The organism is Cellulomonas sp. Marseille-Q8402 (assembly GCF_965119525.1).
In genome coordinates, this window is the sequence record NZ_CBCPLX010000002.1 from 921,791 (window position 1) to 948,237 (window position 26,447).

The 26,447-nt window shown below is 74.8% G+C and carries 19 protein-coding genes and 2 pseudogenes; 12 read left to right on the forward strand and 9 right to left on the reverse strand.

The window, feature by feature from the left end; genetic code table 11:
- The 7 genes from ACWPWW_RS15180 to rfbF all read right to left on the reverse strand — a co-directional run bounded on the left by ACWPWW_RS15180 (position 1) and on the right by rfbF (position 7,432).
- On the reverse strand, positions 1-1,209 hold the full coding sequence (locus ACWPWW_RS15180; RefSeq protein ID WP_454051179.1) for an ABC transporter ATP-binding protein: 1,209 nt from the start codon (positions 1,207-1,209) through the stop codon (positions 1-3).
- Positions 1,206-2,291 (reverse strand): glycosyltransferase family 4 protein, encoded by a 1,086-nt coding sequence (locus tag ACWPWW_RS15185; protein WP_454051180.1) that lies wholly within the window; start codon positions 2,289-2,291, stop codon positions 1,206-1,208. The genes ACWPWW_RS15180 and ACWPWW_RS15185 overlap by 4 nt, the downstream gene beginning before the upstream one ends.
- A complete protein-coding gene (locus tag ACWPWW_RS15190; RefSeq protein ID WP_454051181.1) occupies positions 2,284-3,453 on the reverse strand; it encodes a glycosyltransferase WbsX family protein in 1,170 nt (389 codons plus the stop codon). The genes ACWPWW_RS15185 and ACWPWW_RS15190 overlap by 8 nt, the downstream gene beginning before the upstream one ends.
- Before the next feature lie 302 nt (positions 3,454-3,755).
- Positions 3,756-5,069 (reverse strand): NAD(P)H-dependent oxidoreductase, encoded by a 1,314-nt coding sequence (locus ACWPWW_RS15195; RefSeq protein WP_454051182.1) that lies wholly within the window; start codon positions 5,067-5,069, stop codon positions 3,756-3,758.
- The gene (gene rfbC, locus ACWPWW_RS15200; protein WP_454051183.1) at positions 5,036-5,578 is read right to left on the reverse strand and encodes a dTDP-4-dehydrorhamnose 3,5-epimerase; all 543 of its coding nucleotides are present in this window, start codon (positions 5,576-5,578) and stop codon (positions 5,036-5,038) included. The genes ACWPWW_RS15195 and rfbC overlap by 34 nt, the downstream gene beginning before the upstream one ends.
- Positions 5,575-6,603 (reverse strand): NAD-dependent epimerase/dehydratase family protein, encoded by a 1,029-nt coding sequence (locus ACWPWW_RS15205; protein ID WP_454051184.1) that lies wholly within the window; start codon positions 6,601-6,603, stop codon positions 5,575-5,577. The genes rfbC and ACWPWW_RS15205 overlap by 4 nt, the downstream gene beginning before the upstream one ends.
- A 4-nt stretch (positions 6,604-6,607) precedes the next feature.
- Positions 6,608-7,432: a glucose-1-phosphate cytidylyltransferase gene (rfbF, locus tag ACWPWW_RS15210; RefSeq protein ID WP_454051185.1), complete on the reverse strand. Its 825-nt coding sequence runs from the start codon at positions 7,430-7,432 to the stop codon at positions 6,608-6,610.
- Between the two features lie 444 nt (positions 7,433-7,876).
- Between rfbF and ACWPWW_RS15215 the strand changes: the two genes are divergently transcribed.
- Both ACWPWW_RS15215 and ACWPWW_RS15220 read left to right on the forward strand, forming a co-directional pair.
- The gene (locus tag ACWPWW_RS15215) at positions 7,877-8,725 is read left to right on the forward strand and encodes a polysaccharide deacetylase family protein (RefSeq protein WP_454051186.1); all 849 of its coding nucleotides are present in this window, start codon (positions 7,877-7,879) and stop codon (positions 8,723-8,725) included.
- Positions 8,722-9,390: pseudogene (locus tag ACWPWW_RS15220) on the forward strand (glycosyltransferase family 2 protein); the annotation flags it as partial. The gene ACWPWW_RS15215 and the pseudogene ACWPWW_RS15220, both read left to right, overlap by 4 nt.
- 696 nt (positions 9,391-10,086) lie before the next feature.
- Here ACWPWW_RS15220 and lhgO read toward each other — a convergent pair.
- Positions 10,087-11,208, reverse strand: a pseudogene (gene lhgO, locus ACWPWW_RS15225) (L-2-hydroxyglutarate oxidase); the annotation flags it as partial.
- A gap of 163 nt (positions 11,209-11,371) precedes the next feature.
- On the opposite strand from lhgO, the gene ACWPWW_RS15230 reads away from it, so the two are divergent.
- The 4 genes from ACWPWW_RS15230 to ACWPWW_RS15245 all read left to right on the forward strand — a co-directional run bounded on the left by ACWPWW_RS15230 (position 11,372) and on the right by ACWPWW_RS15245 (position 15,322).
- The gene (locus ACWPWW_RS15230; protein WP_454051187.1) at positions 11,372-12,232 is read left to right on the forward strand and encodes a glycosyltransferase; all 861 of its coding nucleotides are present in this window, start codon (positions 11,372-11,374) and stop codon (positions 12,230-12,232) included.
- Positions 12,229-13,398 (forward strand): glycosyltransferase family protein, encoded by a 1,170-nt coding sequence (locus ACWPWW_RS15235; protein ID WP_454051188.1) that lies wholly within the window; start codon positions 12,229-12,231, stop codon positions 13,396-13,398. Before ACWPWW_RS15230 ends, ACWPWW_RS15235 begins: the two co-directional genes overlap by 4 nt.
- 1 nt (position 13,399) lies before the next feature.
- A complete protein-coding gene (locus ACWPWW_RS15240) occupies positions 13,400-13,918 on the forward strand; it encodes an acyltransferase (RefSeq protein WP_454051189.1) in 519 nt (172 codons plus the stop codon).
- Positions 13,919-14,098: 180 nt separating this feature from the next.
- On the forward strand, positions 14,099-15,322 hold the full coding sequence (locus ACWPWW_RS15245) for a glycosyltransferase family 2 protein (protein ID WP_454051190.1): 1,224 nt from the start codon (positions 14,099-14,101) through the stop codon (positions 15,320-15,322).
- A 15-nt stretch (positions 15,323-15,337) separates the two neighbouring features.
- Here the strand turns inward: ACWPWW_RS15245 and ACWPWW_RS15250 are convergent, their stop codons facing one another.
- Entirely contained in the window at positions 15,338-16,750 is a 1,413-nt protein-coding gene (locus ACWPWW_RS15250; protein WP_454051191.1) for an acyltransferase family protein, read from the reverse strand.
- 225 nt (positions 16,751-16,975) lie between these two features.
- On the opposite strand from ACWPWW_RS15250, the gene mfd reads away from it, so the two are divergent.
- From mfd to eno, 6 genes are all read left to right on the forward strand, one after another.
- Positions 16,976-20,611 carry a transcription-repair coupling factor gene (mfd, locus tag ACWPWW_RS15255; protein WP_454051192.1) on the forward strand — a complete coding sequence of 1,212 codons (3,636 nt, stop codon included), beginning with the start codon at positions 16,976-16,978 and terminating at the stop codon, positions 20,609-20,611.
- A gap of 58 nt (positions 20,612-20,669) precedes the next feature.
- A complete protein-coding gene (locus ACWPWW_RS15260; protein ID WP_454051193.1) occupies positions 20,670-21,224 on the forward strand; it encodes a hypothetical protein in 555 nt (184 codons plus the stop codon).
- A complete protein-coding gene (gene mazG, locus ACWPWW_RS15265) occupies positions 21,179-21,892 on the forward strand; it encodes a nucleoside triphosphate pyrophosphohydrolase (RefSeq protein WP_454051194.1) in 714 nt (237 codons plus the stop codon). The genes ACWPWW_RS15260 and mazG overlap by 46 nt, the downstream gene beginning before the upstream one ends.
- A 223-nt stretch (positions 21,893-22,115) precedes the next feature.
- Positions 22,116-23,678, forward strand: a complete 1,563-nt coding sequence (locus tag ACWPWW_RS15270) for a Re/Si-specific NAD(P)(+) transhydrogenase subunit alpha (RefSeq protein WP_454051195.1) — start codon at positions 22,116-22,118, stop codon at positions 23,676-23,678.
- A 1-nt stretch (position 23,679) separates the two neighbouring features.
- Positions 23,680-25,062 carry a Re/Si-specific NAD(P)(+) transhydrogenase subunit beta gene (pntB, locus tag ACWPWW_RS15275; protein WP_454051196.1) on the forward strand — a complete coding sequence of 461 codons (1,383 nt, stop codon included), beginning with the start codon at positions 23,680-23,682 and terminating at the stop codon, positions 25,060-25,062.
- 100 nt (positions 25,063-25,162) lie between these two features.
- Positions 25,163-26,443 carry a phosphopyruvate hydratase gene (eno, locus tag ACWPWW_RS15280; protein ID WP_454051197.1) on the forward strand — a complete coding sequence of 427 codons (1,281 nt, stop codon included), beginning with the start codon at positions 25,163-25,165 and terminating at the stop codon, positions 26,441-26,443.
- Positions 26,444-26,447 lie beyond the last annotated feature (4 nt).

The following is a 26,447-nucleotide window of genomic DNA, read 5'->3' on the forward strand; positions in this document are numbered from 1 at the left end:
TCAGCGCCTCTCGTAGTCGAAGTCGGCGAGCACGAGCCCCGCGTCGAGGCCCTCGTCGGAGACGGCCTGCGGGTAGGGCAGCACCGGGTGGATCTCGAACCGGCCGGCGCCCTCGAACGAGTCGAGCACCCCGGAGGAGCAGACGAACAGGTCGACCGTGTACTCGCCGGGCTTGAGCCACGGCTCCTTGATCGTCAGCGCGATCTTCTGCTCCTGCGCGGGGTCCAGCCAGAGGCCGGTCACCCGGGAGTCGCACTGCAGGATCGTGCTGCCGTGCCGGTCGTTGATGTGGCAGGACACGAAGTACTTGCCGATGTAGTCCGGGTTCGCCGACACGAGGAACTCGATCGTCTTCGGCTCGGTCGTCTTGTACAGCGGGCTGGTGACGGTCGCGGAGGTGATCCGGACCTCGCCCGTGCCGGGCCGGCGCTCGATGTCGGTCTCGCTGATGGCGACCCGGTCGCGGCTGGTCTGGTAGAGCTCGATCGCGTCGTCGACGCCGCCGTGCATGACGAGCCGGCCGTGCTCCAGGAAGATCGCCGACGTGCAGAGCGACTTCACGGTCTGCACCTGGTGCGACACGTACAGCACCGTGCGGCCCTCGGCGGCGACCGAGCGCATCCGGTCGAGGCACTTGGCCTGGAACTCGGCGTCGCCGACCGCCAGCACCTCGTCGACCGCGAGGATCTCGGTGTCGAGGTGCGCCGCGACGGCGAACGCGAGCCGGACGTACATGCCGGACGAGTAGCGCTTCACGGGGGTGTCGAGGAACTTCTCGACGCCGGAGAACGCCACGATCTCGTCGAACCGCTGCTTGATCTCGCTCTTGCGCATCCCGAGCAGCGTCCCGTTGAGGAACACGTTCTCGCGTCCGGTGAGCTCGGGGTGGAACCCGGTGCCGACCTCGAGCAGCGAGCCGACGCGGCCGGCCAGCTCGATGCGGCCGCGGGTGGGCGCGGCGACGCGGGTCAGCAGCTTGAGCAGGGTCGACTTGCCGGCGCCGTTGCGGCCCAGGATGCCGACGGCCTCGCCGCGGGGGATCTCGAAGCTCACCTCGTCGAGCGCCCGGAACTCCTCGAACTGCGGGCGCTGCAGCGGGTGCCGCACGCGCTGCAGCAGCGCCTCGGCGGCGGTCGACGGCGAGTCGTCCGAGGTGGCGATCTTGTAGGACTTGCCGACCCCGGCGGCGCGGATGGCGACATCGGTCATGACTGGACTCCGTGCTGCTGGACGGCGGAGGGACGGCGGTACAGGCGCTCGTAGGCGTCGGCGACCGCGGTGAGCGAGAAGCTGCGGGACCGGTCGAGACCGGCGGCGGACAGGGCGGCCCGGCGCGGGGCGTCCCGCAGCAGGCCGGCCAGGGCGGGGCCGAGGTCGTCCAGCTCGGCGAGCACCGCGGCGCGGCCCTCGTCGCTGACGTACCGGGCGCCGACGTTCGGGGTGGCGACCACCGGCAGGCCGCTGGCCATCGCCTCGGCGTACGGGATGCCGAAGCCCTCGTAGGACGACGGCAGGCAGAACACCCAGGCCCGGCGGTAGGCGTCCGCGAGGTCCTCGTCGGACAGCCGCCCGAGCACGCGGATGCCGGGGCCGGGGTCGACGGGTGCGTCGCGGGTGACCATCCACAGCTCGGCGTCGGGGACGTGCGGCCGGACGTCGCGCAGGAACGCCGCCGCGAGGTCGGCGCCGCGCTTGCGGCCGTGCCAGGTCCCGACGAACAGGATCACGGGGTGGTCCGCCCGCCCGGCGTCGTCGCCCGGCGTGAACCGGGACGTGTCGACGCCGTTCGGGATCACGTCGTGCGAGCGCGGCACCCAGCGCCGGGTCTGCGGCGAGACCACGACGACCCGGTCGGCGACGACGGACGCCAGCACCTCGGTCATCCCGAGCAGCAGCATCCGCAGCTTCTCCTTGGCGCCGCGGATGTGCCGCGCCTCCTCGAAGCACGAGCCGTGCACGGTGCGCAGGTGCAGCGGCGCCCGGCGGCGCCACATCCAGTAGTCGTCGCCGTGCGCGTGCACGACGTCGTAGCCGGTGTAGTCCTGGCGGCGCAGCGCGCTCGCGAACCGGAAGGTCCGCAGCGAGCCGGACATCGCCACGTGCCGGTGGCCGTACGTGGCGCCGGTCACGGGCGGGCAGTCGCTGAACATGTCGACGTGGTGCCCGCGGCGGGACAGCTCGGTCGCCAGCTCGTGCGCCTGGAAGCCGACGCCGATCTTGCTGCCCGAGGGCAGGTAGTACGACAGCATGGCGATCCGGAGCGGCCCGGCCGTCGTGGTGCCGTCAGCCATGCGCGACGCCGTCCGTGCGGGCGAGCCCGGCCGTCGGCGTGAGGACCCGGGCGGGCTCGGTGGCGAGCCGGCTCGCGGGGGTCAGGCCGTCGCGCAGGGCCTCGAGCCAGCCGTGGCCGTGCGCCAGGTCGGGCTCCAGGTAGTTGCCCTCGGCCCACTCGTTCCACGACTTGACCCACAGCAGCCGCTCCGCCGGGCGGCGGTCCTGCAGCGTCTCGACGGCCTGCCGCACGTGCCGGCCGAAGACCTCCGGCGACGAGCCGGTGATCGCCAGCCCGCGGGCGCCGGACCGGGGCGTGTTGTCCCAGCTCGGGTACACGCACGGCTGCAGGTTCTCCGAGATGCCCGCGGGCGCGGGCTGGAAGTCGGCGGCGTGCGGGTAGATCTCGGGGCGGCCGAGCTTGCGCCCGACCCGCATCCGCAGCACGTCCGCGCGGGTCTGCCGGGCGGGGATCCGCATGTACACGCCGGAGTCGAACCCGGCGGCGTCCACGTCCGTGTACTTGGGCCCGCGGCCGAGCAGGTCCGACACCTCGGCGACCAGGTACAGCCCGGGCAGGCCGGCCGCGCGGGCCATCGCCTGCCAGCGGTCGACGAACGCCGCGGCGTCCGGCAGGTCCTCGGGGCGGAACACGTAGAACACGGGCCGGTCGTCGACGCGCAGGTAGCGCTCGTCGCGGAACGCCGGCAGCAGCGAGTCGAAGTGCGCCTGCTCGTCCTCGGGCCCGGGGTAGGTCTGCTCCATCAGGACGCGGTCGCTGGCGCCGTGCCAGATGCCGCTCCAGGTCTGGTTGGCCCACGCGAGGCAGAACTTCACCGACGGGGCACCCGTGGCGAGCACCTCCTGGAAGGGCCGCTCGAGGATGGTCCGGCCGCCGCCGAACCAGTAGTGCCAGTACACGAACGCCTCGACGCCGTAGCGCTGGGCGAGGTCGCTCTGCGCCTCGCGGGCCTCGGGCATCCGCAGGTCGTAGAAGCCGAGGTCGGCGGGGATGTGCGGCTGGACGTGCCCGCGGAACAGGGGCCGGGCCTTAGCGGCGTTCGTCCACTCCGTGAAGCCCGGGCCCCACCACGCGTCGTTCTCCGGCACGGGGTGGAACTGCGGCAGGTAGAACGAGACGGCGCGGGCGCTCAGGTCCGTGCGTGCGTCGGTCGGCGGCACGGGTCCCCCTCTCCAAGGTCGTGGGTGCGGCCCGGGGGGACGGGTGATCCACCCCAGGCCCGTTCCTGCTTTCGAGTCTATGAGCCCATTTGTCCGGTTTGTCCGGCATCCCCGGGTGAACTGGCGGGCATCCGGGTGATGCTCCCGACGGGCTCGCGCCCGGCCCTCGTCGCCCCCGTTCCGCCCAGCGCGCGCCCGGTCCCGGCCGTTCCTCGCCGGACCAGCCGGAAGATCGGCTGGTCCCGCGAGAATCGGCTGGGGGTGCGCGAGGCTGCGCGGGGTGCGGCGCGCGGGCGCGGCGGTCAGGCCAGGGCGGACTGGGCCTCGCGGAGCTGGTCGACCAGGCGGCCCTCGGGGAGCACCACGTCGTCGTAGGTCAGCGTGGTGTCCTTCGGGACGTCGCGGACCAGGGTGCAGCCCTCGGCGACGCCGACCGGGAGCAGGCGCTCGGTGCGGGTGACCGCGGCCTTCTCGGCCTGGCCGTAGTAGTGGTACCCGCCGAGCGCGTCGAGCACGGTGCCGGCCGCGAGGTCGGTCTTCGCCGTGGTGACGACCTCGACGCGGGGCGCCCCGAGCGGCCGGATCGTCGCGTCGCCGAGCAGCGCGGCCCGGGCGATCGTCGTCGGCACCTCGAAGTGGCACAGGTGGTACGGCTGGTAGAACGAGTAGAGCGGCCCGGTCCCGAGCTTGTAGAGCTCGAGGTAGTGCCGCTGCTTCGGGTCGTCGTGCGTCGCGAGGATGTACACGCCCGGCCCGGGGCGCGCCCCGACCACGTAGTCCACCGCGCCGCCGAGGGCGCGCAGCTCGTCCACGTCGTAGCGCGTGGTCAGCTCGTCGACGTGCCCGTCGTGGTCCATGCCGAGCATGCCGCGCCGGTGCACGGACATCCCGGTGGCGTTGGCGACCAGCGCCTGCTCGACGGACACCTTGGTGCCGTCGGCGAACGACGTCACCATGTGCGGGTCCTGGCCCCAGCGCTCCGCGAACGCCTTCTGGGTGGTGGGGGTGCGGTACTCGTCCTGCAGGCCCTTGATGTTGCCCGCGACGAGCGGGGTGAGGCCCAGGCCGGTGACGAACCGGTGCAGGTTCATCTGCACGCCGGGCTGGTCGCCGTCGCAGCCGGTGTAGACGACGCCGGCCTTGTCGGCCAGGCGGGCGAGCTCGGGGCCGACGGTGGCGTCGACCTCGGCGTTCATCAGCACCAGGTGCTTGCCGTGCTCGAAGCAGGCGAGCGCCACGTGCGCGCCGAGCTCGACCGCGCCGGTCACGTCGACCACCACGTCCACCGCGTCCGACTCGACCGCCACGCGGTAGTCGGGGGTGACGGCCGGGGTGCCGGCGGCGACGGCCCGGGTCAGCGCGGCGGGGGAGTCCACCTCGACCACGCCCGTGAGCCCCGCCTCGGTGTACGCGCGCACACCCTGCTCGGGCCGGCGGGCGGCGATCGCGACGACGTCCATGCCGGGCACGGAGTTGACGATCTGGTTCACCAGGCCGCGGCCCATGAACCCGGCGCCGACCAGGGCCACCCGGATCGGCTTGCCGTCGGCCTGGCGCGCCTTCAGCAGCGAGTCGACGACGATCACCGGGCGACCTCCGTGGGGACCAGCGGCCACGCCGCGTCCTTGTCCGAGATCACCGTCACGGGCACCGGCCAGGTGATGCCGAAGGCGGCGTCGTCGTACCGGAAGCCCTGCTCGCCCTCGGGGGCGTACGGCCCGCTGACCTGGTAGGTCACCTCGGTGTCGTCGGCCAGCGTCTGGTAGCCGTGCGCCACGTACGGCGGGATGAACAGCGCCCGCCGGTTCGCGGCCGTCAGCTCGACCATGACGTGCTGCCCGTAGGTCGGCGAGTCCGGGCGGACGTCCACGGCCACGTCCACGATGGCGCCCGCGGTGCAGCGCACCAGCTTGCCCTCGGCGTACGGCGGCACCTGGCGGTGCAGGCCGCGCAGGGTGCCCGCCCGGTGGTTGAACGAGAGGTTGCACTGCGCGACGGCGACGTCCAGGCCGTGGGCCTCGAACTCGGTGGTGTCGAAGGTGCGCGCGAAGAAGCCGCGGTCGTCGCCGCGCAGCTCCAGGTCGACGATCATCACGCCGTCGACGGCGGTCGGGGTGTACTTCACGGGGCCACCGTCCAGAAGAGCTGCGGGTCCACCTGGTTGGTCTTCAGCAGGTGCTCGATCTGCGCCAGGCGGGTGTGCCCGCGCCCGGTGAAGGTCTCGGTGTCGAGCTGGATCTGCTCGAACACGCGGTGCAGCTGGGCGGCGCCGGCGGCGGCGTCCCAGTCGGTGTCGAAGCCGGGGAGCACCTCGCGGATCTTCGCGAACGACACCCGGTAGGACCGGTTGTCGGCGCTCGGCTCGCCGAACGACACCTCGCAGCCCGGGAACTCCGCGCCCACGGTCTCCGCGATCTCGCGGACCGTGTAGTTGTTGGAGTCGGCGCCGACGTTCAGCACCTGGGCGTGCACGCGCTCGCGGTCGGCGTCGAGCACCGCGCGGATCGCCTTGGCGATGTCCAGGCCGTGCACCAGCGGGCGCCAGGGCGTGCCGTCCGACGTCATCGCGATCCGGTGCGTCGTCCAGGCCAGGCCGGCCAGGTTGTTCAGCACGATGTCGAACCGCTGCCGCGGCGAGGCGCCGAACGCCGTCGCGTTGCGCAGGAACGTGGGGGAGAAGTCGTCGTCGGCCAGCGCCGTGACGTCCCGCTCCACCAGGGCCTTGCACCGTGCGTACGCCGTCTGCGGGTCGGTGGGGCTGGTCTCGTCGACCGTGCCGTCGGCCACGCCGTAGACGGAGCAGGACGACATGTAGACGAACCGGCTCACCCCGGCGCGCTTGGCCGCGGACGCCAGGGCCACCGAGCCGTGGTGGTTGATGTCGTAGGTGACGTCGCCGATCCGGTCCCCGATGGGGTCGTTGGACAGCTCGGCCATGTGCACCACCGCGTCGTACCCGGTCAGGTCGTCCGGCGTGACGTGCCGGATGTCCTTGACGAGCGTGTGCGGGGTCTCGTGGACGCCGTTGTAGAGCCAGCCGTTCTTGTAGTAGCCGGTGTCGAGGCCGGTGACCTCGTCGCCGCGGCCGAGCAGCGTCGGTGCGAGCAGGCTGCCGAGGTAGCCCTCGGTGCCGGTGACCAGGATGCGCACGCGCTCAGTCCTCCCAGATCTTCCAGGGGGCGCGACCTGCGTCCCACAGTCCGTTCAGCTCCGTCCAGTCACGGAACGTGTCCATGCCCATCCAGAAGCCCTCGTGCTCGTAGACCGACAGCTGCCGGTCCCGGGCGAGCTGCTGCAGCGGTGCGCTCTCGAGCATCACCGACGGGTCGTCGTCGAGGTACTTGTCGACGAACTCCCGCTCGAACACGAAGAAGCCGCCGTTCACCCAGCCGTCGGCCAGGGTCGGCTTCTCGTTGAACTCGACGACCGTGTCGCCCTCGACCCGCATCTCGCCGTACCGGCTGGAGGGGTGCACGCCGGTGAGCGTGCCGAGCAGCCCCTGGTCGACGTGGTGCCGCAGGGCGCCGGTGATGTCGACGTCGCCGATGCCGTCGCCGTAGGTGAGCGCGAACCGGTCGGCGTCCAGGTGGTCCGCGACCCGGCGGATGCGCGCGGCGGTCGCGGTGGTCAGCCCCGTCTCGACGAACGTGATCTCCCAGTCCTCCGTGGCCGCGGTGCCGTGGAAGACGGGCTCCGACCCGGCGCCGTCTGCGCCGAGGTGCAGCGTGAAGTCCGACGTCAGGTGGCGGTAGTCCAGGAAGTACTGCTTGATCAGGTCGCTCTTGTACCCGAGGGCCAGCACGAACTTGCGGAAGCCGTGCTCGCTGTAGGTCTTCATGATGTGCCAGAGGATCGGCCGGCCGCCGATGTCCACCAGCGGCTTCGGGAGCTTCTCGCTGGCCTCGCGGAGGCGCGTCCCCATGCCGCCGCAGAGGATCACCACCGGGATGTCGGCCGGCGTCAGGTCGCCTGCGGTCATGGCTCCTCCTCGGGAGGGGGTGGGTGGGGGCTCCGCGATCCGCGGCTCTGGTCCGAGGCTAGTCGGGGCATTTCAGGCCAGACAGGTATGAACGGGTGAAAACCGGACATACCGCCCGAACGCGCAGGAGTCGGGCTGGGCGGGCCACCCGGTCGGTGGCTCCCGTTCGCCCGGACGGGTGGCGGCCTCGCCTGTCGCGGATGAGTCCTGCGCCGTTCGGGTGACGCCGCCCGAGGTGCCCGGCCGGGCTGCGCGGACGGCGTCGGGCCGTGCGCGCGCTGGTCCGGGGCCCGCGCCCCGGTGGCGCTCGCGGCGGTCGTCGCAGCGCCCTGTCGGTCAATCGGGTGAAAACCGGCAAAACGGACATCCCTGCAGGACAGGGGGCGGCACACTTCTGAGCGCAGGTCGCCTCCAGCGGCCGCACGGAGCAGCGAGGGGGAGCGGATGGCCGCCCAGCAGACGTCGACCGAGACGGGCGACGCGCGGCCCTCCCGCCGAAGCCGCCCGCCCCGCGAGGTCCACGTCCTGCGCCGTGACCTCGGCGACTTCGGCGCCCCCGCCGAGCGCCCCGTGCGGCACCGTGCCGTCCTCTCCCTCGCCGCACCGCTGCTGCGCCCGTTCAGCTGCACCGTGTGCGTCGAGACCGCCGACCCCGTCGTGGCGCTCACCTACGACGACGGCCCGGACCCCGCGCACACGCCCGGCCTGCTCGACCTGCTCGCGGCACGCGGGGTGCGCGCCACGTTCTTCGTGCTGGCCGACGCGGCCGACGCGCACCCCGGCCTGGTGCGGCGGATCGTCGCCGAGGGGCACGAGCTCGCCCTGCACGGCGCCGACCACACCCGGCTCAGCACGCTGCCCGACCGGGAGGTGGTCGCCGTCGTCGCGGACGCCCGCCGCCGCGTCGAGGCCGTCGCCGGCGTCCCGGTCCACCTGTTCCGCCCGGCCTACGGCGCGCACACGCCCGGCGCGCTGCGCGGCTGGCGCGCCCTCGGGCTCGACGTCGTCATCTGGTCCGGCTGGGCCGCCGACTGGGTCGACGACACCGCCGAGGCCGTCACCGCCCGCGCCCGGCGCTCGGTGCACCCCGGCGGGATCCTGCTGCTGCACGACACCCGCGCCGACCCGGAGGCCCTCGGCCCCGGGGAGGAGCTGCCGCGCTTCGACCGGGCCGCCGTCTCGGCCGGCCTCATCGACCCCCTCACCGCCGAGGGCTGGACGTTCGACACCGTGGGCGGCCTGCTGGCCCGGTACCCGCGCGTGCGGACCGTGATCCGGGAGCTGATGTCGTGAGCGCACTGCGGGACGCGGTCGGCCGCCCCGGCACCGACCTGGAGCTCAGCGTCGTCATCGCCGCCTACGACGCCGAGACGACCCTGGGCGAGCAGCTGGACGCACTCGTCGCGCAGCGCGTGCCGTTCGCGTGGGAGGTCGTGGTCGCCGACAACGGCTCGTCCGACGGCACGGCCGACCTCGCGCGGTCCTACGCCGGGCGGCTGCGGATCCGCGTGGTCGACGCCTCCGCGACCCCCGGCGCCGGCGCGGCCCGCAACGTCGGGGTGTCCGTGGCCCGCGCGCCCCTGATCGCGTTCTGCGACGCCGACGACGTCGTCGGCGACGGCTGGCTCGCCGCGATGCGCGCCGCACTGGGCCGGCACGCGTTCGTCGCCGGCCGGTTCGACGGCACCCGCCTCAACTCCCCGGCGGTGCTCCGCAGCCGCACGGTGCCGCAGCAGCACGGCCTGCAGGAGTCGGCCCGGCTGCCGGGGCTGCACGCCGCCGGCGCCGGGAACATGGGCATCCGCGCCGACGTCTTCCGGGCCGTCGGCGGCTTCGACCCGCGCTGCCTCTACCTGGAGGACGCGGACCTGTGCTGGCGCGTGCAGCTGGCCGGGGTGCCGCTCGTCTGGGCCCCCGACGCGCTGCTGCACGTCCGGCTGCGCGGCAGCCTCTGGTCGACCGCCCGGCAGGGCTACCACTACGGCACGGGCGAGCGCTGGCTGGCCCTGCGCTACCGCGAGCAGGACGAGCGGCTGCGGGAGATCGTCGCAACGCGGGTCGCGGCCGTCGGAGTGCCTGCCGCGGCGGGCGCACCGGGCGCGCCGCAGCGGGCCGGCGGGGGTCTCGCGGGCGCCGCCTTCACGGGCGCCGCGCTCGGGCTGGTGCTGACGGACGCGGCGCTCGCGGGCGCGGTGGTGGCCGGGGACCTCGCGGCGAGCGCCGCGCTGACCAGCGCGGGCCTGGCCGGCGCCCGGGGACGCAGCGCCGTGGGCCGCACGCTCCGGCGGGTGACGGGGACCGCGGCCGACCTGGCCCGGGTCCGCTCCACGGGCGACCTCGGCCGCTGGTGCTGGGACGTCGGCTGGGGGCTCGGCTACGCGTTCGGCCGGGTCGACGTGCCGGAGCCCGTCGTCGTCCGCGCCGGCGCCCTGGACCCGGCGCTGCTGGACCCGGCGGCGTTCGACCCGGCCGCGGCGACGTCGGCGGCCACCCCCGTGCCCGCCCCCGCACCCCCTCGGCCTGAAGCCCGCGCGCGCCCCCCGGGGAGGGGCGCGGTCAGGCGGCGCGGGGGTGGGGAGCGCCGCGTCGAGCTCGTCGACCAGGTGCCGCGCGATCTCCAGCGACGCGGTGGCCGCGGGCGACGGCGCGTTGAGCACGTGCACCTGGCGGCCCGAGGCCTGCACCAGGAAGTCGTCGACCAGCCCGCCGTCGCGGCGCAGCGCCTGCGCGCGCACCCCGGCCGGCGCCGGCACCAGGTCGCCGGCGGTGATGCCGGGCACGAGCCGCGCCAGGCTGCGGGCGAACGCGTGCCGGGACAGCGAGCGCCCGACCTCGGCGGCGCCGGGCACCAGGTTCTTCGCGGCGAGCCGCCACAGGCCCGGCCAGGCGAGGCTGTCCGCGACGTCGCGCACCGACACGTCCGTCCAGGTGTAGCCCTCGCGCGCCAGGGCGAGCACGGCGTTCGGGCCCGCGTGCACGTGGCCCTCGACCCCGCGGGTCAGGTGCACGCCGAGGAACGGGAACCGCGGGTCCGGCACGGGGTAGATGAGGCCGCGCACCAGCTCGCCGGCCTCCGGCGTGAGCTCGAAGTACTCGCCGCGGAACGGCACGATCCGGGCCTCGGGCTCGAGCCCGCAGGCGCGCGCGACCCGGTCGGCGTGCAGGCCGGCGCACACGATCAGCGCGTCGGCCTCGCGGTCGGCGCGGGTGGTGCGGATCTCGACGCGGCCGGGGGTGCCCGGCGCGTCCGGCACGGTGCGCGCGGCGAGCACCTCCTCGCCGAACAGGATCCGCCCGCCCGCCGCCTCGACGTCCGCGGCCAGCGCCCGGCAGACGCCGGGGTAGTCGACGATCCCGGTGCTCTCCACGCGCAGGGCCGCGACCGCGCGGACGTGCGGCTCGTGCTCGCGGGCCTCCTCCGGGGAGATCCGCCGGGCGGGGACGCCGTTGGCCACCGCGCGGTCGGCGAGCTTCTCCAGGCCGGGCACCTCGGCGGCGGTGGTGGCGACGACGAGCTTGCCGCAGATGTCGACCGCGACGCCCTTCGCCCGGGCGTACTCCGCCATCGACCGGGCGCCGGCGGCGGCCATCGTCGCCTTGAGGCTGCCCGGGGGGTAGTACAGGCCGGAGTGGATGACGCCGGAGTTGCGGCCGGTCTGGTGCAGGGCCAGGCCGTCCTCCTTCTCCAGCACCGTGACCTCGTCGCCCCGGGCGGCCAGGCGCGCGGCGACGGCCAGCCCGACGATCCCGGACCCGACGACGACGACGTGGCTCATGGCGGGCTCCTGGAGGGGCGGGGAGGACCGGCCCGGAGCCGGGCGGGCACGGCGCCCGCGGCTCGAACGCTAGCCGCTTGACCTGCCCCGTATGTCCGATTTCACCCCAATTCACCCGTCGGGCGGTGCCCCGCTGGGCGACCCCCGATCTACGCTCGACCGCATGACCCCCCCGAGCACGGTGAGTGCCGTCGTGTACTCCCGGAACGAGGCGGACCTGCTCCGCGACTGCCTGCCGCGGCTGGCCGGCTTCGACGAGGTGCTGGTCTGCGACATGGGGTCGGTCGACGACACGGTCGCGGTCGCGGAGGCGCACGGCGCCCGGGTCGTCGCGGTCCCGGACGCCCCGGTCGTCGAGCAGGTGCGGCAGCGCGGGCTCGACGCCGCGACCACCGACTGGGTGCTGTTCGTCGACGCGGACGAGCACGTGCCGGCCGGGTTCCGTGCGGCGCTGCAGCCGGTGCTCGACGGCCCCGACGACGTCGCCGGCGTCCGGATCCGGTTCGACAACGTCGCCTTCGGCCGGATGCTGGAGCACTCGCTCCAGGGCAGCGCCAAGTTCGCGCTGCTGCGCCGGGGTCGCGCGCACTACGCCGAGCCGGCGCTGGCGCACGTCCCGCCGGTGCTGGACGGCCGCGGCGTGGACGCGCCGGCCTCGGTGCCCGCGGTCGCCCACCTGAACTTCCGGTCGGTGGCGCAGACGACGGAGAAGATCGTCCGGTACGCCGACAACAACCCGGCCCGGTTCACCCGGCTGGACGACCCGGTGCTGCTGGTCCGCGAGCTCCTGCGCTCGACGGTGTTCAGCGGCGCGTGGCGGGACGGTCGCGCCGGGTTCGCGGTCGCCGCCCTGCACACCTTCGGGCACCTGTACGGCTCGCTGCTCGAGGCGGAGCGGGCCGGCACGCTGACCCGCGACCTCCCCCCGCGCACCACCCGGCTGGCCGGTGCCGCGTCCGGCGCCCAGCGCGCGGCGGTCGCGGCGCGGGACGGGCTGCGGCGCCTGGTGCGGGGCGGGCGGTGAGCGCGTCCGCCTCGACGCGCCTGCGGCTGCTGCACGTCACCCGCCTCCCGCCCAGCCCCAGCGGCGTCGCCGCGTACGCGCTGGCGTTCCGGGCGGTGCTCGCCGAGCTCGGGGAGGTGCAGACCGAGCAGCTGCCGCCGGAGGCCGCGGCCTCGCAGTCGGCCCGGCTCGCCGTGCGGCTGACCCGCCGGCTGCTCGACCGCACCCGCCCGGGCACCCCGCGCAGCACCCGCGACGTCGTCGTCGTCGAGCAGGCCGGTCGCGGCCTCGCCGAGTTCTGGGCGTCGTGGTGGCTCGCGCGCCGCGGCCGCCGGGTGTGGCTGATGGTGCACGACGTGCCCGAGCTGTCCGGCGGCGCGTTCTTCACGACCGCGCTGGACCGGCGCGGCGGACGGCGCGTGGCGGCGGCCCTGTCCGCCACGCTCGGCCGCCGGGCCGAGCGCGACCTCCTGCAGCGGGCGGAGCGGGTGCTCTGCCTGTCGCCGGCCGGTGCGCGTGCGCTGGAGCGGGCGCACCACCTGGACCGCGCCGTCGAGCACGTCCCGCACGTGGGGGTCGCGACGAGCGCGCCCCTGGAGGGCCGGTACGACGTGCTCGTGCCCGGGTACGTCGCGTCCGCCGAGGACGTCCTGCCGCTCGTCCGCGCCGCCGGAGACCTGCCGGTGGGCTGGACGCTCGTCGTGGGCGCGTGCGGCGACGAGACCGAGGAGCGGATCCGGCGTGCGGCGGCCGAGCACGGCACCGCGGACCGGGTGCGGACGCTCGGGTTCCTCGCGGAGGTCGACGTCCGCGCCGCCTTCGCCCGCGCGGCCGTGGTCGTCCGCTGGCGCCACGACGGCTGGGTCGGCGGCGGCGCGTACGCCGTCAGCGGGCCGCTGGTCGCCGCGCTCGGCCAGGGCTGCGCCGTCATCACCAACGACTCCCGCGGCGCCACCCACCTGTTCGAGCCGGGCGGGGTGGTCGTGGTCGGGGAGGGCGCCGCGGGGCAGGCCGAGCTGCTCGCCGCCGTGCGGGCGCTCGTGACCGACGGCGCGGACCGCCGACGGCGCGGCGAGGCGGGCCGGGCCCTGGTCCGGCGCGAGCACAGCCCGGCGGCGATCGCCGCGCGGCTGCGAGGCGCCGCGGCGCCCGAGCACGCGGGCGCGGCCCGCGGAGAGGACGGCTGACGTGGGACGACGGGGCGAGCTCCTGTTCAACCGGGCCCTGACGCACGTGCCGAGCAACAGCCTGCGGATCGCCGCGCTGCGCCGGCTCGGCGCGGAGCTGGGCGAGCACGTGTACCTGTTCGGCGGCTCCGAGGTCCTCGAGCCGGGCAACCTGCGGATCGCGGGCCGCTGCCACGTGGGCCGGTTCTGCCAGGTCGACGCGCGCGGCGGGATCGACATCGGCTACGACGTCGTGATCGCGAGCCACGTGCTGCTGGTGACGGCGGACCACGACCTGCGCGACCCCGGGTTCGCCGGGCGGCTCGGCCCGATCACGATCGGGGACCGCGCCTGGCTGGCCAGCCGGTCGACCGTGGTCCGGGGGGTGTCCATCGGCGAGGGCGCCGTGGTCGCGGCCGGGGCCGTCGTCACGCAGGACGTCCCGCCGTGGACGATCGTCGGGGGCGTGCCCGCCAAGCCCGTGGGGGAGCGCCCGCGCGAGCAGACCTACCGCATCGACTACGGGCCCGAGCGCTACTGACGAGCCCTGACCCGCACCACCCGCGCGCGGGCACCCGGTCGGGTGACGGTCCGCGCCGCCGGGCCCGGCCGTCCCGCTCGACGACGGGCAGCCGGGTGACGCGGCTCGACGCCTCCTGTCCGGTTTGCGACCATATGTGAACTCTTCCCGGGCGACCGGGCCATCACGCCGGAGGTGCCCGTGCACGACCCCGCGGCCCGCGCCGACGTCTCCGTGGTCGTCGTGGCGCACGGTGGCGAGCACGGCCTGCCCGCCACGGTCCGCAGCGTCCTGGCCGCGCTGGACCACGCGGTGCGCGGTGGTGGCCGGCGGGTCGCGGGCACCACGTGGCTGCGCGGCGAGCGGCTGCACGGCGAGGTCCTCCTGGTGGTGCGCGACGTCGCGCTGCTCGGTCCGGACGTCCCGACCGCGGACGAGCGCGTGCGGGTCGTCGCCGCACCCGGGGTCGGCGAGGGCCGGGGCCGCAACCTCGCGGTGGCCGCGGCCCGGGGTCGCTACCTGCTCTTCACCGACCCCGAGGTGCGGGTGCCGGCCGGCTGGGTCCTCGCGATGACGGAGCCGCTGCGCACGGGCCAGGCCGACCTGGTCGGCGGTGCCGTCCGCCTCGCCGACGCGCACGCGCGGGCCTGGCTCACGCCGGCGGTCGCCGCGGCGTACCTCGACGTCGTCCCGGACCCGCCGGAGCCGGCGCGGGCGTTCTCCGGCGTCAGCATGGGTGCGACCCGGTCGGTGCTCGAGGCCGTCGGCTTCGACGAGGCCCTCGGCACCGAGCGGCTGCCGTACGGGGGCGACGTGGTGTTCCGCCGCGACGTCGTGGGCGCCGGCTTCCGCGAGCACCTCGTCGGCGGCGCCGCCGTCGAGCGGCGGTTCGGCCGGGCCGAGCTGACCCGGCGCGCGCTGCTCGCCCGCGCCCGCGCGCACGGCCGCGGTGCCGCCTACGTCGACCGGCACCTGCGCGACGTCCGGCCCGCGCTCGGCGCCGAGCTGCTGCGGCTGACCGGCCGCGCCCTGCAGGTCGCCCTGCTGGGTGGTGGCCGCGGCCGCGCGGAGCGCCGGCTGGACGCGCAGGCCGCGCTCGCCTACCACCGCGCGATGCTCGGGCTGCTGCGCGCCCCGTACCGGGAGCGCCCGCGGTCCGCCGCGGGCGACGTCCCGGGCGGTGCCGGCGCGCCGCGGGCGGTCGAGCCGGTCTCGCTGGTGTCCCGCAGCGACGTGGTGCCCACGGACCTGCCGCCGGTCGGGGAGCCGGAGGCCGCCGACGCGCCCCGGGCGGACGCCGGTGACGGTCCCCGCGGGTCGGTGTACCAGTTCTGGGCCCGGGGCGGCTCGCGCGCCGCCGTCGCCCGCCTGCACCCGGCCGCCACGCCCGTGGCCGACCGGCTGCACGGGTCCACCGCGTCCTGACGCGCGGCCCCGGCCTCAGCGGCGGGGCAGCGCCGCCGGCGGGCGCGGCGGCGTCCACCCGTCCGTGCGCGGGCTCCCCGCGGCGGTCACCGACGTGCTCGTGCCGACCTGCTCGGGCGGCGCCCACGCGTCGGCGACCTCGGTCGCGGACGCCTGGAACGTGGCGACGTAGGCGCTGACGGCCTCGGGGGCCGGCTCGTAGCCGGCGACGGCGGCGCCCACGGCCAGGTCCTGGGCCGGCACAGCGGGCGCAGCGGGCGCAGCGGGCGACGAGCCGGCCGCGACCGCCCCGACCCCGGTGGCCGGCGTCGGCACCGGGAACGACCAGACCACCGACAGCGGCCGGCTGTGCCGCGGCCGGCGCGAGCCGGCGGTCCGTGCCGCACCGAGCAGGCGCGGGCCCGGCTGACGGGCGGCCGCGAGGATGCGGGCCCGTGCCGGGAGCTCGACCCCGCGCCACATCCCGAGGGCGAGCAGCGCGGACACCACCAGCACCAGGGGCACGGTCACCCAGCCGCGCAGCGGCGTCGCCACCACGACCTTGATGACCAGCTCGTGCAGCAGGTAGAAGGAGAACGACAGCGCGCCGCCGAGCATCACGGCCGGGTGCCGCGCCCACCGGTTGCGCCCGTCGACGTCGCCCCGGGCGCAGCGTGCGGCGAGCGGCGCGAAGATCAGCGCGAGCACCGCGGTGAGCGCCGTGGGGTGCACGTCGACGGCCGCCGCGCCGAGGATCGCCGCCGCCAGCACGCCGAGCAGCACCGGTGCCGGGACCCGCGGGCGCCAGCCGTCCTGGACGGCCATGGCGGTCACCATGCCGAGCACGAACTCCGGCAGCCGGCTCGGCGGGAGGTGGAACAGCAGCGGGATCAGCGCCGGCCAGACCACGCCCAGGACCGGCGGCACCAGCAGCGCCCCGACGGCGACCGTCGTGCGCGTCCGGGCGCGGAGCCGGCGCAGGCCCCACAGCAGCGCGGGGAAGGCGGCGTAGAACGCGACCTCGCAGGACAGCGACCAGGCGACCCCGTTGACGGCGAACACCGTCGAGGCGTCCGGGGACCACGCCTGCAGCAGGAACGTCCCGAGGAGCACGGCGTCGGGGTCCGTCGGCGTGCGGAGGACGAGGGCCGTGACGGCGACGCCGACGGCGAGCGCCACGAGGTGGTTGGGGAAGATGCGCGCCAGCCGGCGGGTGGCGAACGCGCCGATCGTCGTGCCGGGCCGCGCGGTCCAGGTCAGCACGAAGCCGGAGAGCACGAAGAACAGCCCGACGCCCGTGTAGAAGGCGCTCGACCCCCGCAGCACCTGCAGGTTCCACGAGTTGACGTGGTAGAGCATCACCAGCACGGCGCCGACGGCGCGCAGGCCGTTCAGGCTCCACAGCACGGGGATCGCGGGCGCGGGCGCGATCGGCTCGGTTCGCGTCACGGGGCCCCCTGGTCAGGTCGGCGGTCGTCGGCCGGTGGTGGTCGCGATCGGCCGGGGACCCGGCGAACGTCCAGGCAAATTAGGACAAACGGTGCAGATCGTGTCAAGGAGGTTCCCCCGGATGAGCGTGTCGGTGCCCCCTCGTAGAGTGGAGCCCGCACCCCGGATCTCCTCGATCCGGGGTTCTCGTGCTGCCACTGCTGCCCCCCGTGGCGGAAGGAACCCATGAACGTCGCCGGACTGCTCCCCGTCCTCGCCACCGACCCCGCCGTCGCGCGCGCCGTCAGCCTCGTCACCGCCCGCGGGGAGGTCGACGTCGTCGGCCCCGCCGGCATCCGCCCGCCGCTGCTCGCCGCGCTCACGGGTGCGCCGGCGCCGGTCGGTGCCAGGCGCGCCGGCCGCCCGCTCGTGGTCGTGACGGCCACCGGCCGCGACGCCGACGAGACCGCCGCCGCCCTGCGCTGCTACCTGCCCGACGACGACGTCGCCGTGCTGCCGTCCTGGGAGACGCTCCCGCACGAGCGGCTGTCCCCCCGCAGCGACACCGTCGCCCGCCGGCTCGCCGTGTTCCGCCGGCTCGCGCACCCCGACCCCGAGCCCGGGCACAGCGGGCCGATCCGGGTGCTGGTGCTGCCCGTGCGCGCCCTGCTGCAGCCGGTGGTCGACGGCCTGGGCGAGCTCGTGCCCGTCGCCCTGTCCGTCGGGGACCGCGCCGACCTGACCGACGTCGCCGAGCGCCTGGTGGGCGCCGCGTACAGCCGGGTCGACATGGTCGAGCGCCGGGGCGAGTTCGCGGTCCGCGGCGGCATCCTCGACGTGTTCCCGCCGACGGAGGACCACCCGCTGCGCATCGAGTTCTGGGGCGAGGACGTCGAGGAGATCCGCTGGTTCTCCGTCGCCGACCAGCGCAGCCTCGAGGTCGCCACGCACGGCCTGTGGGCGCCGCCGTGCCGCGAGATCCTCCTGACCGACGCGGTCAAGGAGCGCGCCGCCTCGCTGGTCGAGCGGCTGCCCGGTGCGGTCGACATGCTCGACCGGCTGGCCCAGGGCATCGCCGTCGAGGGCATGGAGTCGCTCGCGCCGGTGCTGGTCGAGCGCATGGTGCCGGTCCTGGACCTGGTGCCGGACGACGCGCTGCTGGTGGTGTCCGACCCCGAGCGGGTCCGCCGCCGCGCGCACGACCTCGTCGCGACGACCGAGGAGTTCCTGCAGGCCGCCTGGACCTCGGCCGCCGCGGGCGCCGCCACCCCGCTGGACCTGTCCGCGGCGTCCTTCGCGTCGTTCGCCGAGGTGCGCGGCCTCGCCGCCGTCCGCGGCCTCGGCTGGTGGACGCTCAGCCCGTTCACCCTCGACGCCGACGCCACCGAGAACGAGACCGCCGCCCCCGACGACCTGGGGCACTCCGACGGCGTCGAGACGCTCGTGGTCGCCGCCCGGGACGTCGAGCGCTACCGCGGCGAGGTCGACCGCGCCGTCGCGGACGTCCGCCGCCTGCAGCAGGACGGCTGGCGCCTGGTGCTGGCCACCGAGGGGCACGGCCCGGCGCAGCGCATGACCGAGCAGCTGCGCGCCGCCGACGTGCCGGCCCGCCTCGTCGCCGCCCTGGAGGGCGAGCCCGAGGGCGGCGTCGTGCTGGTCACGCCCGCCCAGGTCGGCCCCGGATTCGTCGCCGAGGGTCTGCGGCTCGCGGTGTTCTCCGAGTCCGACCTCACCGGCCGTCCGGGCTCGTCGACCCGCGACATGCGCAAGATGCCCAGCCGGCGGCGCAACGTCGTCGACCCGCTGCAGCTGCGGCCCGGCGACTTCGTGGTGCACGAGCAGCACGGCGTCGGCCGGTTCGTCGAGCTGATCTCGCGGACCATCGGGTCGGGCGCGGCGGCGGCCACCCGCGAGTACATGGTGATCGAGTACGCGTCGTCCAAGCGCGGCCAGCCCGGCGACCGGCTGTTCGTGCCGACCGACCAGCTGGACCAGGTGACCAAGTACGTCGGCGGCGAGGCGCCCAGCCTGAACAAGATGGGCGGCTCCGACTGGGCCAAGACCAAGGGCCGCGCGCGCAAGGCGGTCAAGGAGATCGCCGGCGAGCTCATCCGCCTCTACAGCGCGCGGATGGCCACCAGCGGCCACGCGTTCGGCCCCGACACCCCGTGGCAGCGCGAGCTCGAGGACGCCTTCGCCTACGTGGAGACGCCCGACCAGCTGGCCACCATCGACGAGGTCAAGCGGGACATGGAGAAGCCGATCCCGATGGACCGGCTCATCTGCGGCGACGTCGGCTACGGCAAGACCGAGATCGCGGTGCGGGCGGCGTTCAAGGCCGTGCAGGACGGCAAGCAGGTCGCCGTCCTCGTGCCCACCACGCTGCTGGTGCAGCAGCACCTGGACACGTTCGCCGAGCGCTACGCGGGCTTCCCCGTCGTGGTCAAGGCGCTGTCCCGGTTCCAGACCAGGGCCGAGTCCGAGGCCGTCGTCGACGGGCTCAAGGACGGCAGCGTCGACGTCGTCATCGGCACGCACCGGCTCATCACCGGGGAGATCCGGTTCAAGGACCTGGGCCTGGTGATCATCGACGAGGAGCAGCGGTTCGGCGTCGAGCACAAGGAGACGCTCAAGGCGCTGCGGACCAACGTCGACGTCCTGGCGATGAGCGCGACCCCGATCCCGCGCACGCTCGAGATGGCCGTGACCGGCATCCGGGAGATGTCCACGCTCGCGACGCCGCCCGAGGAGCGGCACCCGGTGCTCACCTTCGTCGGCGCCTGGGAGGAGAAGCAGATCTCCGCCGCGATCCGGCGCGAGCTGCTGCGCGAGGGCCAGGTGTTCTACGTGCACAACAAGGTCGAGTCGATCGAGCGCACCGCCGCCCGGCTGAACGAGCTGGTCCCCGAGGCCCGCGTCGCCGTCGCCCACGGCAAGATGAACGAGCACCAGCTCGAGCAGGTGATCGTCGACTTCTGGGAGAAGCGGTTCGACGTCCTGGTCTGCACGACGATCGTCGAGACCGGCCTGGACATCTCCAACGCCAACACCCTGATCCTCGAGCGCGCCGACCGGCTCGGCCTGTCCCAGCTGCACCAGCTGCGCGGCCGCGTCGGGCGCGGCCGCGAGCGCGCCTACGCGTACTTCCTGTACCCGCCGGAGAAGCCGCTGACGGAGACCGCGCACGACCGGCTCGCCACCATCGCCGCGCACACCGACCTCGGCGCGGGCATGGCCGTCGCGATGAAGGACCTCGAGATCCGCGGCGCCGGCAACATGCTCGGCGGCGAGCAGTCCGGGCACATCGAGGGCGTCGGGTTCGACCTGTACATCCGCATGGTCGGCGAGGCCGTGGCGTCCTACCGGGGCGACCAGCCCGAGGAGCTGCCCGACGTCACGGTCGAGCTGCCCGTCGACGCCCACATCCCGCCCGACTACATCGCGCACGAGCGGCTGCGCCTCGAGGCGTACCGCAAGCTCGCCGCCGCGGCGGACGAGGCGACGCTGGCGGAGATCTCCGCCGAGCTGGTGGACCGGTACGGGGCGATCCCCGAGCCGGTGACCAACCTGTTCGCCGTCGCGCGGTTCCGGCTGCACGCCCGCGCCGCCGGGCTCACGGACGTCACGGCCCAGGGCAAGTTCGTCCGGTTCGCGCCGGTCGAGCTGCCCGAGTCGGCGCAGCTCCGGCTCAAGCGGCTCTACCCGGGGTCGGTGCTCAAGCCGGCGCTGCGCACGGTCCTGGTGCCGTTCCCGACGACCGCGCGGATCGGCGGGAAGCCGCTGCACGGCGAGGCGGTCCTGTCCTGGGCCCGCGAGCTGATCGACGCCGTCGTCCGCGGCGACGTCTCCGCGGCGGCGGGGGTGGGCACCGCGGCGCGCTGACGCCCCTACGATGGCCCGGTCGGGCGAGTGCGACGAGCAGAAGGCCAGGTGACGCAGGGTGACGCGGAAGTCGATCCGGCGGGTGGTTCCCGTCGTCGGGGCACTGGTGGTGGTGAGCGCGCTCGCTGCGTGCAGCGGTGGCCGGCCCGGCGCGGCGGCGGTGGTCGACGGGCGGACCATCCCGACGTCCGACGTCGAGACCGCCACGAGCGAGCTCGCCGACGTGCTGCAGGGCGTCACCCAGGCGACCGTCCTCGGCGTGCTGGTCCAGGAGCCGACCATCGCCGCGCACGCGCCCGAGGCCGGCGTCGGCGTCTCCGACCAGCAGGCGCGCGACGCCCTCGACCAGCAGGCCGAGGCGAGCGGCGGTGCGGCCGGCCAGGAGTTCTCCGAGCCGTCCGTCGCCGTCATGCGGTACGTGCTGCAGATCGACGCGCTGCAGCAGGCGGGCGACGCGCAGCAGGTCGTCGCGGACCTCCAGGAGGACCTCGCGGACCTCGACGTCACCGTCAACCCGCGGTTCGGCACGGCGGGGGAGAACGGCACGGTCGGGGAGACGACCTACCCGTGGCTCGTCGCCGCCCCGGAGACCGCCCCGGCCCCCGCGCCGTGACCGACGCGCCGCCGGACCCGCTCGCGGTCGCGGACCCGCTGCGCCGCCTGGTCGCCGTGATGGACCGGCTGCGGTCGCCCGGCGGCTGCCCGTGGGACGCCGAGCAGACGCACGCGAGCCTGGTGCCGTACGTGCTGGAGGAGGCGTACGAGGTCGCCGAGGCGGTCGAGAGCGGGGACCGGGACCACCTGCGCGAGGAGCTCGGCGACCTGCTGCTGCAGGTGGTCTTCCACGCGCGCGTCGCCCAGGAGGACCCGGCGGAGCCGTTCGACGTGGACGACGTCGCCGACGGCCTCGTCGCCAAGCTGGTCCGCCGGCACCCGCACGTGTTCGCGGACGCGGCCGGGGTCACCGACGCCGACGCCGTCAACCGGCAGTGGGACCGGATCAAGAGCGAGGAGAAGCAGCGCGACTCCGTGCTGGACGGGGTGCCGCTCGCGCTCGGGGCGCTCGCCCGGACGCAGAAGATCGCCGCCCGCGCCGCCCGCTCGGGCCTGCGGGACGCCGTCCCCGCTCCGGAGGGCGCGGACCTCGGCGCCCGGCTGCTCGCCCTGGTGCTCGAGGCCCAGACGGCCGGCCTCGACGCCGAGGGCGAGCTGCGCCGCGCCACCGCCGCGTGGGAGACCCGGCTGCGCGCCGCGGAGCGCACCCCCGACGCGACGCCCTGACCGCCGGGCAGCCACCGGTCGGGCGAGGTCGTCACTCCTGCACGAGGTCGTCCTTCCTGCGGGACGACCTCGTGCGCGCGAGACGACCTCACGCGCGACCGTCCGGCTGCCGGGTCGAAAGTCCGGCACGTCTCGGGGCGGATGCGGGCACGATGGTCACGGCCGCGGTCTGCCCGCGGCTCGACGCGCCCCCGCGCGTCCCCGCGCACAGGAGGAGGGGTCGATGCGGATCGGCGTCCCGAAGGAGAGCCGGCCCGGCGAGCGCCTCGTCGCCGCGACGCCCACGACCGTCGCCCAGCTCGCGAAGCTGGGCTACGAGGTCGTGGTCGAGCGCGGTGCCGGGACGGCGGCGAGCTTCCCCGACGCGGCCTACGCCGAGGCGGGTGCCGCGCTCGGCGAGGCCGCCGAGGTCTGGGCGAGCGACGTCGTCACCGTGGTGAACCCGCCCGCCGACGCCGACGTGGCCGCGCTCACGCCCGGGGCCACGGTGGTCGCGATGCTGGCGCCCGCCGCGGCGCCGGAGCGGGTCGCCGCCCTCGCGGAGCGCGGGGTCACGGCGCTGGCGCTGGACGCCGTGCCGCGCATCTCCCGGGCCCAGGCGCTCGACGTGCTCAGCACGATGTCGAACGTCGCCGGCTACCGCGCGGTCATCGAGGCCGCCGAGGAGTTCGGCGGCATGTTCACCGGCCAGGTGACCGCGGCGGGCAAGACCCCGCCGGCGAGCGTGTTCGTCATCGGCGCCGGCGTCGCGGGCCTCGCGGCCATCGGCGCGGCCGGCAGCCTCGGCGCCCAGGTCCGCGCCTACGACGTCCGGCCCGAGGTCGGCGAGCAGATCGAGTCGATGGGCGCGACGTTCGTGCAGGCGCGCGCGGCCCAGCAGGAGGTGAGCGCCGACGGCTACGCCCGGGAGCTCACCGCCGAGCAGGAGCGGCTCACGGCCGAGATGTACGCCGCCGAGACCGCCCAGGCCGACATCGTCGTCACGACCGCCCTGGTCCGGGGCCGCGCGCCGCGCACGATCAGCGCCGAGATGGTCGCCGGGATGCGCCCCGGCAGCGTGGTCGTCGACCTGGCCGCGTCCGGCGGCGGCAACTGCGAGCTCACCGTCCCGGGGGAGAAGGTCGTGACCGCGAACGGCGTCACGATCCTCGGTTACACCGACCTGACCAGCCGGATGGCCCGGCACACGTCGCAGCTGTTCGGCACGAACGTCGTCAACCTGATGAAGCTGCTCACGCCGGGCAAGGACGGGGCGCTGGTCCTGGACCTGGACGACCCGGTGCAGCGCGGCATGACCGTGACGCGGACGGGGGAGGTGCTGTGGCCGCCGCCGCCCGTCGCGGTGTCCTCGGCGGCGCCGGTCGCCGAGGTCGCGCCCGTGCCCGAGGTCGACCCGGCCGCCCGCGCGCGCGCCGCCCGGGAGGCCGCGCGGCTGAAGGGCCGGCGCCAGCTCGTCGGGCTCGCGCTCGGCGCCGTGCTGCTCGCGCTGGCGATCACGTTCTCGCCGCCCGCGTTCCTCGGGCACATCACGGTGTTCGTGCTCGCCGTGTTCGTCGGGTACTACGTGATCTCGAACGTCAGCCACGCGCTCCACACGCCGCTGATGGCCCAGACCAACGCCATCTCCGGGATCATCCTGGTCGGCGCCCTGCTGCAGATCGGCAGCGACAGCTGGCCCGTGACCGTGCTCGCCGTCGTCGCCGCCGCCCTGGCGAGCATCAACATCTTCGGTGGGTTCCTCGTCGCGTTCCGCATGATCGGGATGTTCCGGAAGGAGGAGGCCTGAGATGCTCACCTCCCTCGTGCAGGCCGTGTACCTCGTCGCGGCCGTCCTGTTCGTCCTGAGCCTCGCCGGGCTGTCCCGGCAGGAGACCGCCCGCCGCGGCAGCGCGCTGGGCATGGCCGGCATGGGCCTCGCGCTGGTCGCGACCGTCGTGCTCTCCCTGCAGGAGAGCGAGCGCGACCCGCTGGTCACGCTGCTGCTCATCGCCCTCGTCCTGGTCGTCGGCATCACCGTCGGCACCTGGCGGGCCCGCAGCGTCGAGATGACGCAGATGCCCGAGATGATCGCGATGCTGCACAGCTTCGTCGGCGTCGCCGCGGTGCTGGTCGGCTTCAACTCGTACCTCACCGACACGGGCGCCGACGCGGTGCACCAGGTGGAGGTGTTCCTGGGCGTGCTGATCGGCGCGGTGACGGCCACCGGGTCCGTCGTCGCCTACCTCAAGCTGTCGGCGCGGATCCGCTCGGCGCCGCTGACGCTCCCCGGCCGCAACTGGCTGAACCTGGGTGCGCTCGTGCTGTCGGGGGGGCTGATGGGCTGGTTCCTCGCCGCGCCGTCGGTGGTCCCGCTGGTGCTGATGACCGTCGTCGCGCTGGCCCTCGGGTGGCACCTGGTCGCGGCCATCGGCGGCGGCGACATGCCGGTCGTCGTGTCGATGCTCAACTCGTACTCCGGCTGGGCCGCCGCAGCCGCCGGCTTCATGCTCGGCAACGACCTGCTGATCGTCACCGGCGCCCTCGTCGGGTCCTCCGGTGCGATCCTGTCGTACCTGATGTGCCGGGCGATGAACCGGTCGTTCGTCAGCGTGATCCTCGGCGGCTTCGGCACCGAGGGCGGGACGGTGGCCGCCGCCGCGGTGACGGGGGAGCACCGCGAGGTGGACGCCGCCGAGGTCGCCGAGCTGCTCAAGACGGCCGGCTCCGTCGTCATCACGCCGGGCTACGGCATGGCGGTCGCCAAGGCGCAGTACCCGGTCGCGGAGCTCGTGTCCCGGCTGCGGGCCGCCGGGGTCGACGTGCGGTTCGGCGTGCACCCCGTCGCCGGGCGGCTGCCGGGGCACATGAACGTGCTCCTCGCCGAGGCCAAGGTGCCGTACGACATCGTCCTGGAGATGGACGAGATCAACGACGACCTGCCCGGCACCGACGTCGTCCTGGTCATCGGCGCCAACGACACCGTCAACCCCGCCGCGCTGGACGACCCGGGCTCGCCGATCGCCGGCATGCCCGTCCTCGAGGTGTGGCGGGCGAAGCAGGTCGTCGTCTTCAAGCGGTCCATGGCCACCGGGTACGCCGGTGTGCAGAACCCGCTGTTCTTCCGCGAGAACACCGCGATGCTGTTCGGCGACGCGAAGGACCAGGTCGAGCGCATCGTCGCCGCGCTCTGAACCCTGTTCACCGTCCGGTCGCCGAAGGTCCCACCGACCCACGCGGCCGACGGCACTAGGCTGAGGTCGCATACCCACCCGAACTGTCGAAGGAGCACGCATGGCCAGCATCGAGGCCGTCGGCGCCCGCGAGATCCTTGATTCGCGCGGCAACCCCACTGTCGAGGTCGAGGTCGCTCTCGACGACGGCACGATCGCCCGGGCGGGCGTGCCCTCGGGTGCCTCCACCGGCGCCTTCGAGGCCGTCGAGCGTCGTGACGGCGACAAGGGCCGTTACCTGGGCAAGGGCGTCGAGGACGCGGTCAACGCCGTCATCGACGAGATCGCCCCCGAGCTCATCGGCTTCGAGGCCACCGAGCAGCGCCTGGTCGACCAGGCCCTCATCGAGCTCGACGGCACCCCGAACAAGGGCAAGCTCGGCGCCAACGCGATCCTCGGCGTCTCGCTCGCCGTCGCGAAGGCCGCGGCCGACTCGGCCGACCTGCCGCTGTTCCGCTACGTGGGCGGCCCGAACGCCCACGTCCTGCCGGTCCCGATGATGAACATCCTCAACGGTGGCTCGCACGCGGACTCCAACGTGGACATCCAGGAGTTCATGGTCGCCCCGATCGGCGCCCCGACCTTCCGCGAGGCGCTGCGCACCGGCGCCGAGGTCTACCACTCCCTCAAGTCCGTGCTGAAGAGCAAGGGCCTGTCGACCGGTCTCGGCGACGAGGGCGGCTTCGCGCCGAACCTCGAGTCGAACCGCGCCGCGCTGGACCTGATCCTCGTCGCGATCGAGAAGGCCGGCTTCGTCCCGGGCAAGGACGTGGGTCTCGCGCTCGACGTCGCCGCCACCGAGTTCTTCAAGGACGGCGCCTACCAGTTCGAGGGCAAGGCCCTCGCACCGGCCGAGATGATCGCGTTCTACGAGCAGCTCGTCGCGGACTACCCGCTGGTCTCCATCGAGGACCCGCTGTCCGAGGACGAGTGGGGCACCTGGTCCGAGCTCATGGTCAAGGTCGGCGACAAGGTCCAGATCGTCGGCGACGACCTGTTCGTCACCAACCCGGAGCGCCTGGCCAAGGGCATCGAGCTCAAGGCCGCGAACTCCCTGCTGGTCAAGCTGAACCAGATCGGCACCCTGACCGAGACGCTCGACGCCGTCACCCTGGCGCAGCGCAACGGCTTCACCACGATGACCTCGCACCGCTCCGGCGAGACCGAGGACGTCACCATCGCCGACCTGTCCGTCGCGACCAACGCCGGCCAGATCAAGACCGGTGCGCCGGCCCGTGGCGAGCGCATCAACAAGTACAACCAGCTGCTCCGGATCGAGGAGGAGCTGGACGACGCCGGTCGCTACGCCGGCGCCTCGGCGTTCCCGCGCTGGAAGGCCTGAGCAC

Bases quoted from the DNA above. Each gene is read 5' to 3' on its own strand.
- ACWPWW_RS15180 (WP_454051179.1), bottom strand. From the start codon at position 1,209: ATGACCGATGTCGCCATCCGCGCCGCCGGGGTCGGCAAGTCCTACAAG.
- ACWPWW_RS15185 (WP_454051180.1), bottom strand. From the start codon at position 2,291: ATGGCTGACGGCACCACGACGGCCGGGCCGCTCCGGATCGCCATGCTG.
- rfbF (WP_454051185.1), bottom strand. From the start codon at position 7,432: ATGACCGCAGGCGACCTGACGCCGGCCGACATCCCGGTGGTGATCCTC.
- ACWPWW_RS15215 (WP_454051186.1), top strand. From the start codon at position 7,877: ATGGCCGCCCAGCAGACGTCGACCGAGACGGGCGACGCGCGGCCCTCC.
- ACWPWW_RS15230 (WP_454051187.1), top strand. From the start codon at position 11,372: ATGACCCCCCCGAGCACGGTGAGTGCCGTCGTGTACTCCCGGAACGAG.
- mfd (WP_454051192.1), top strand. From the start codon at position 16,976: ATGAACGTCGCCGGACTGCTCCCCGTCCTCGCCACCGACCCCGCCGTC.
- ACWPWW_RS15270 (WP_454051195.1), top strand. From the start codon at position 22,116: ATGCGGATCGGCGTCCCGAAGGAGAGCCGGCCCGGCGAGCGCCTCGTC.
- pntB (WP_454051196.1), top strand. From the start codon at position 23,680: ATGCTCACCTCCCTCGTGCAGGCCGTGTACCTCGTCGCGGCCGTCCTG.
- eno (WP_454051197.1), top strand. From the start codon at position 25,163: ATGGCCAGCATCGAGGCCGTCGGCGCCCGCGAGATCCTTGATTCGCGC.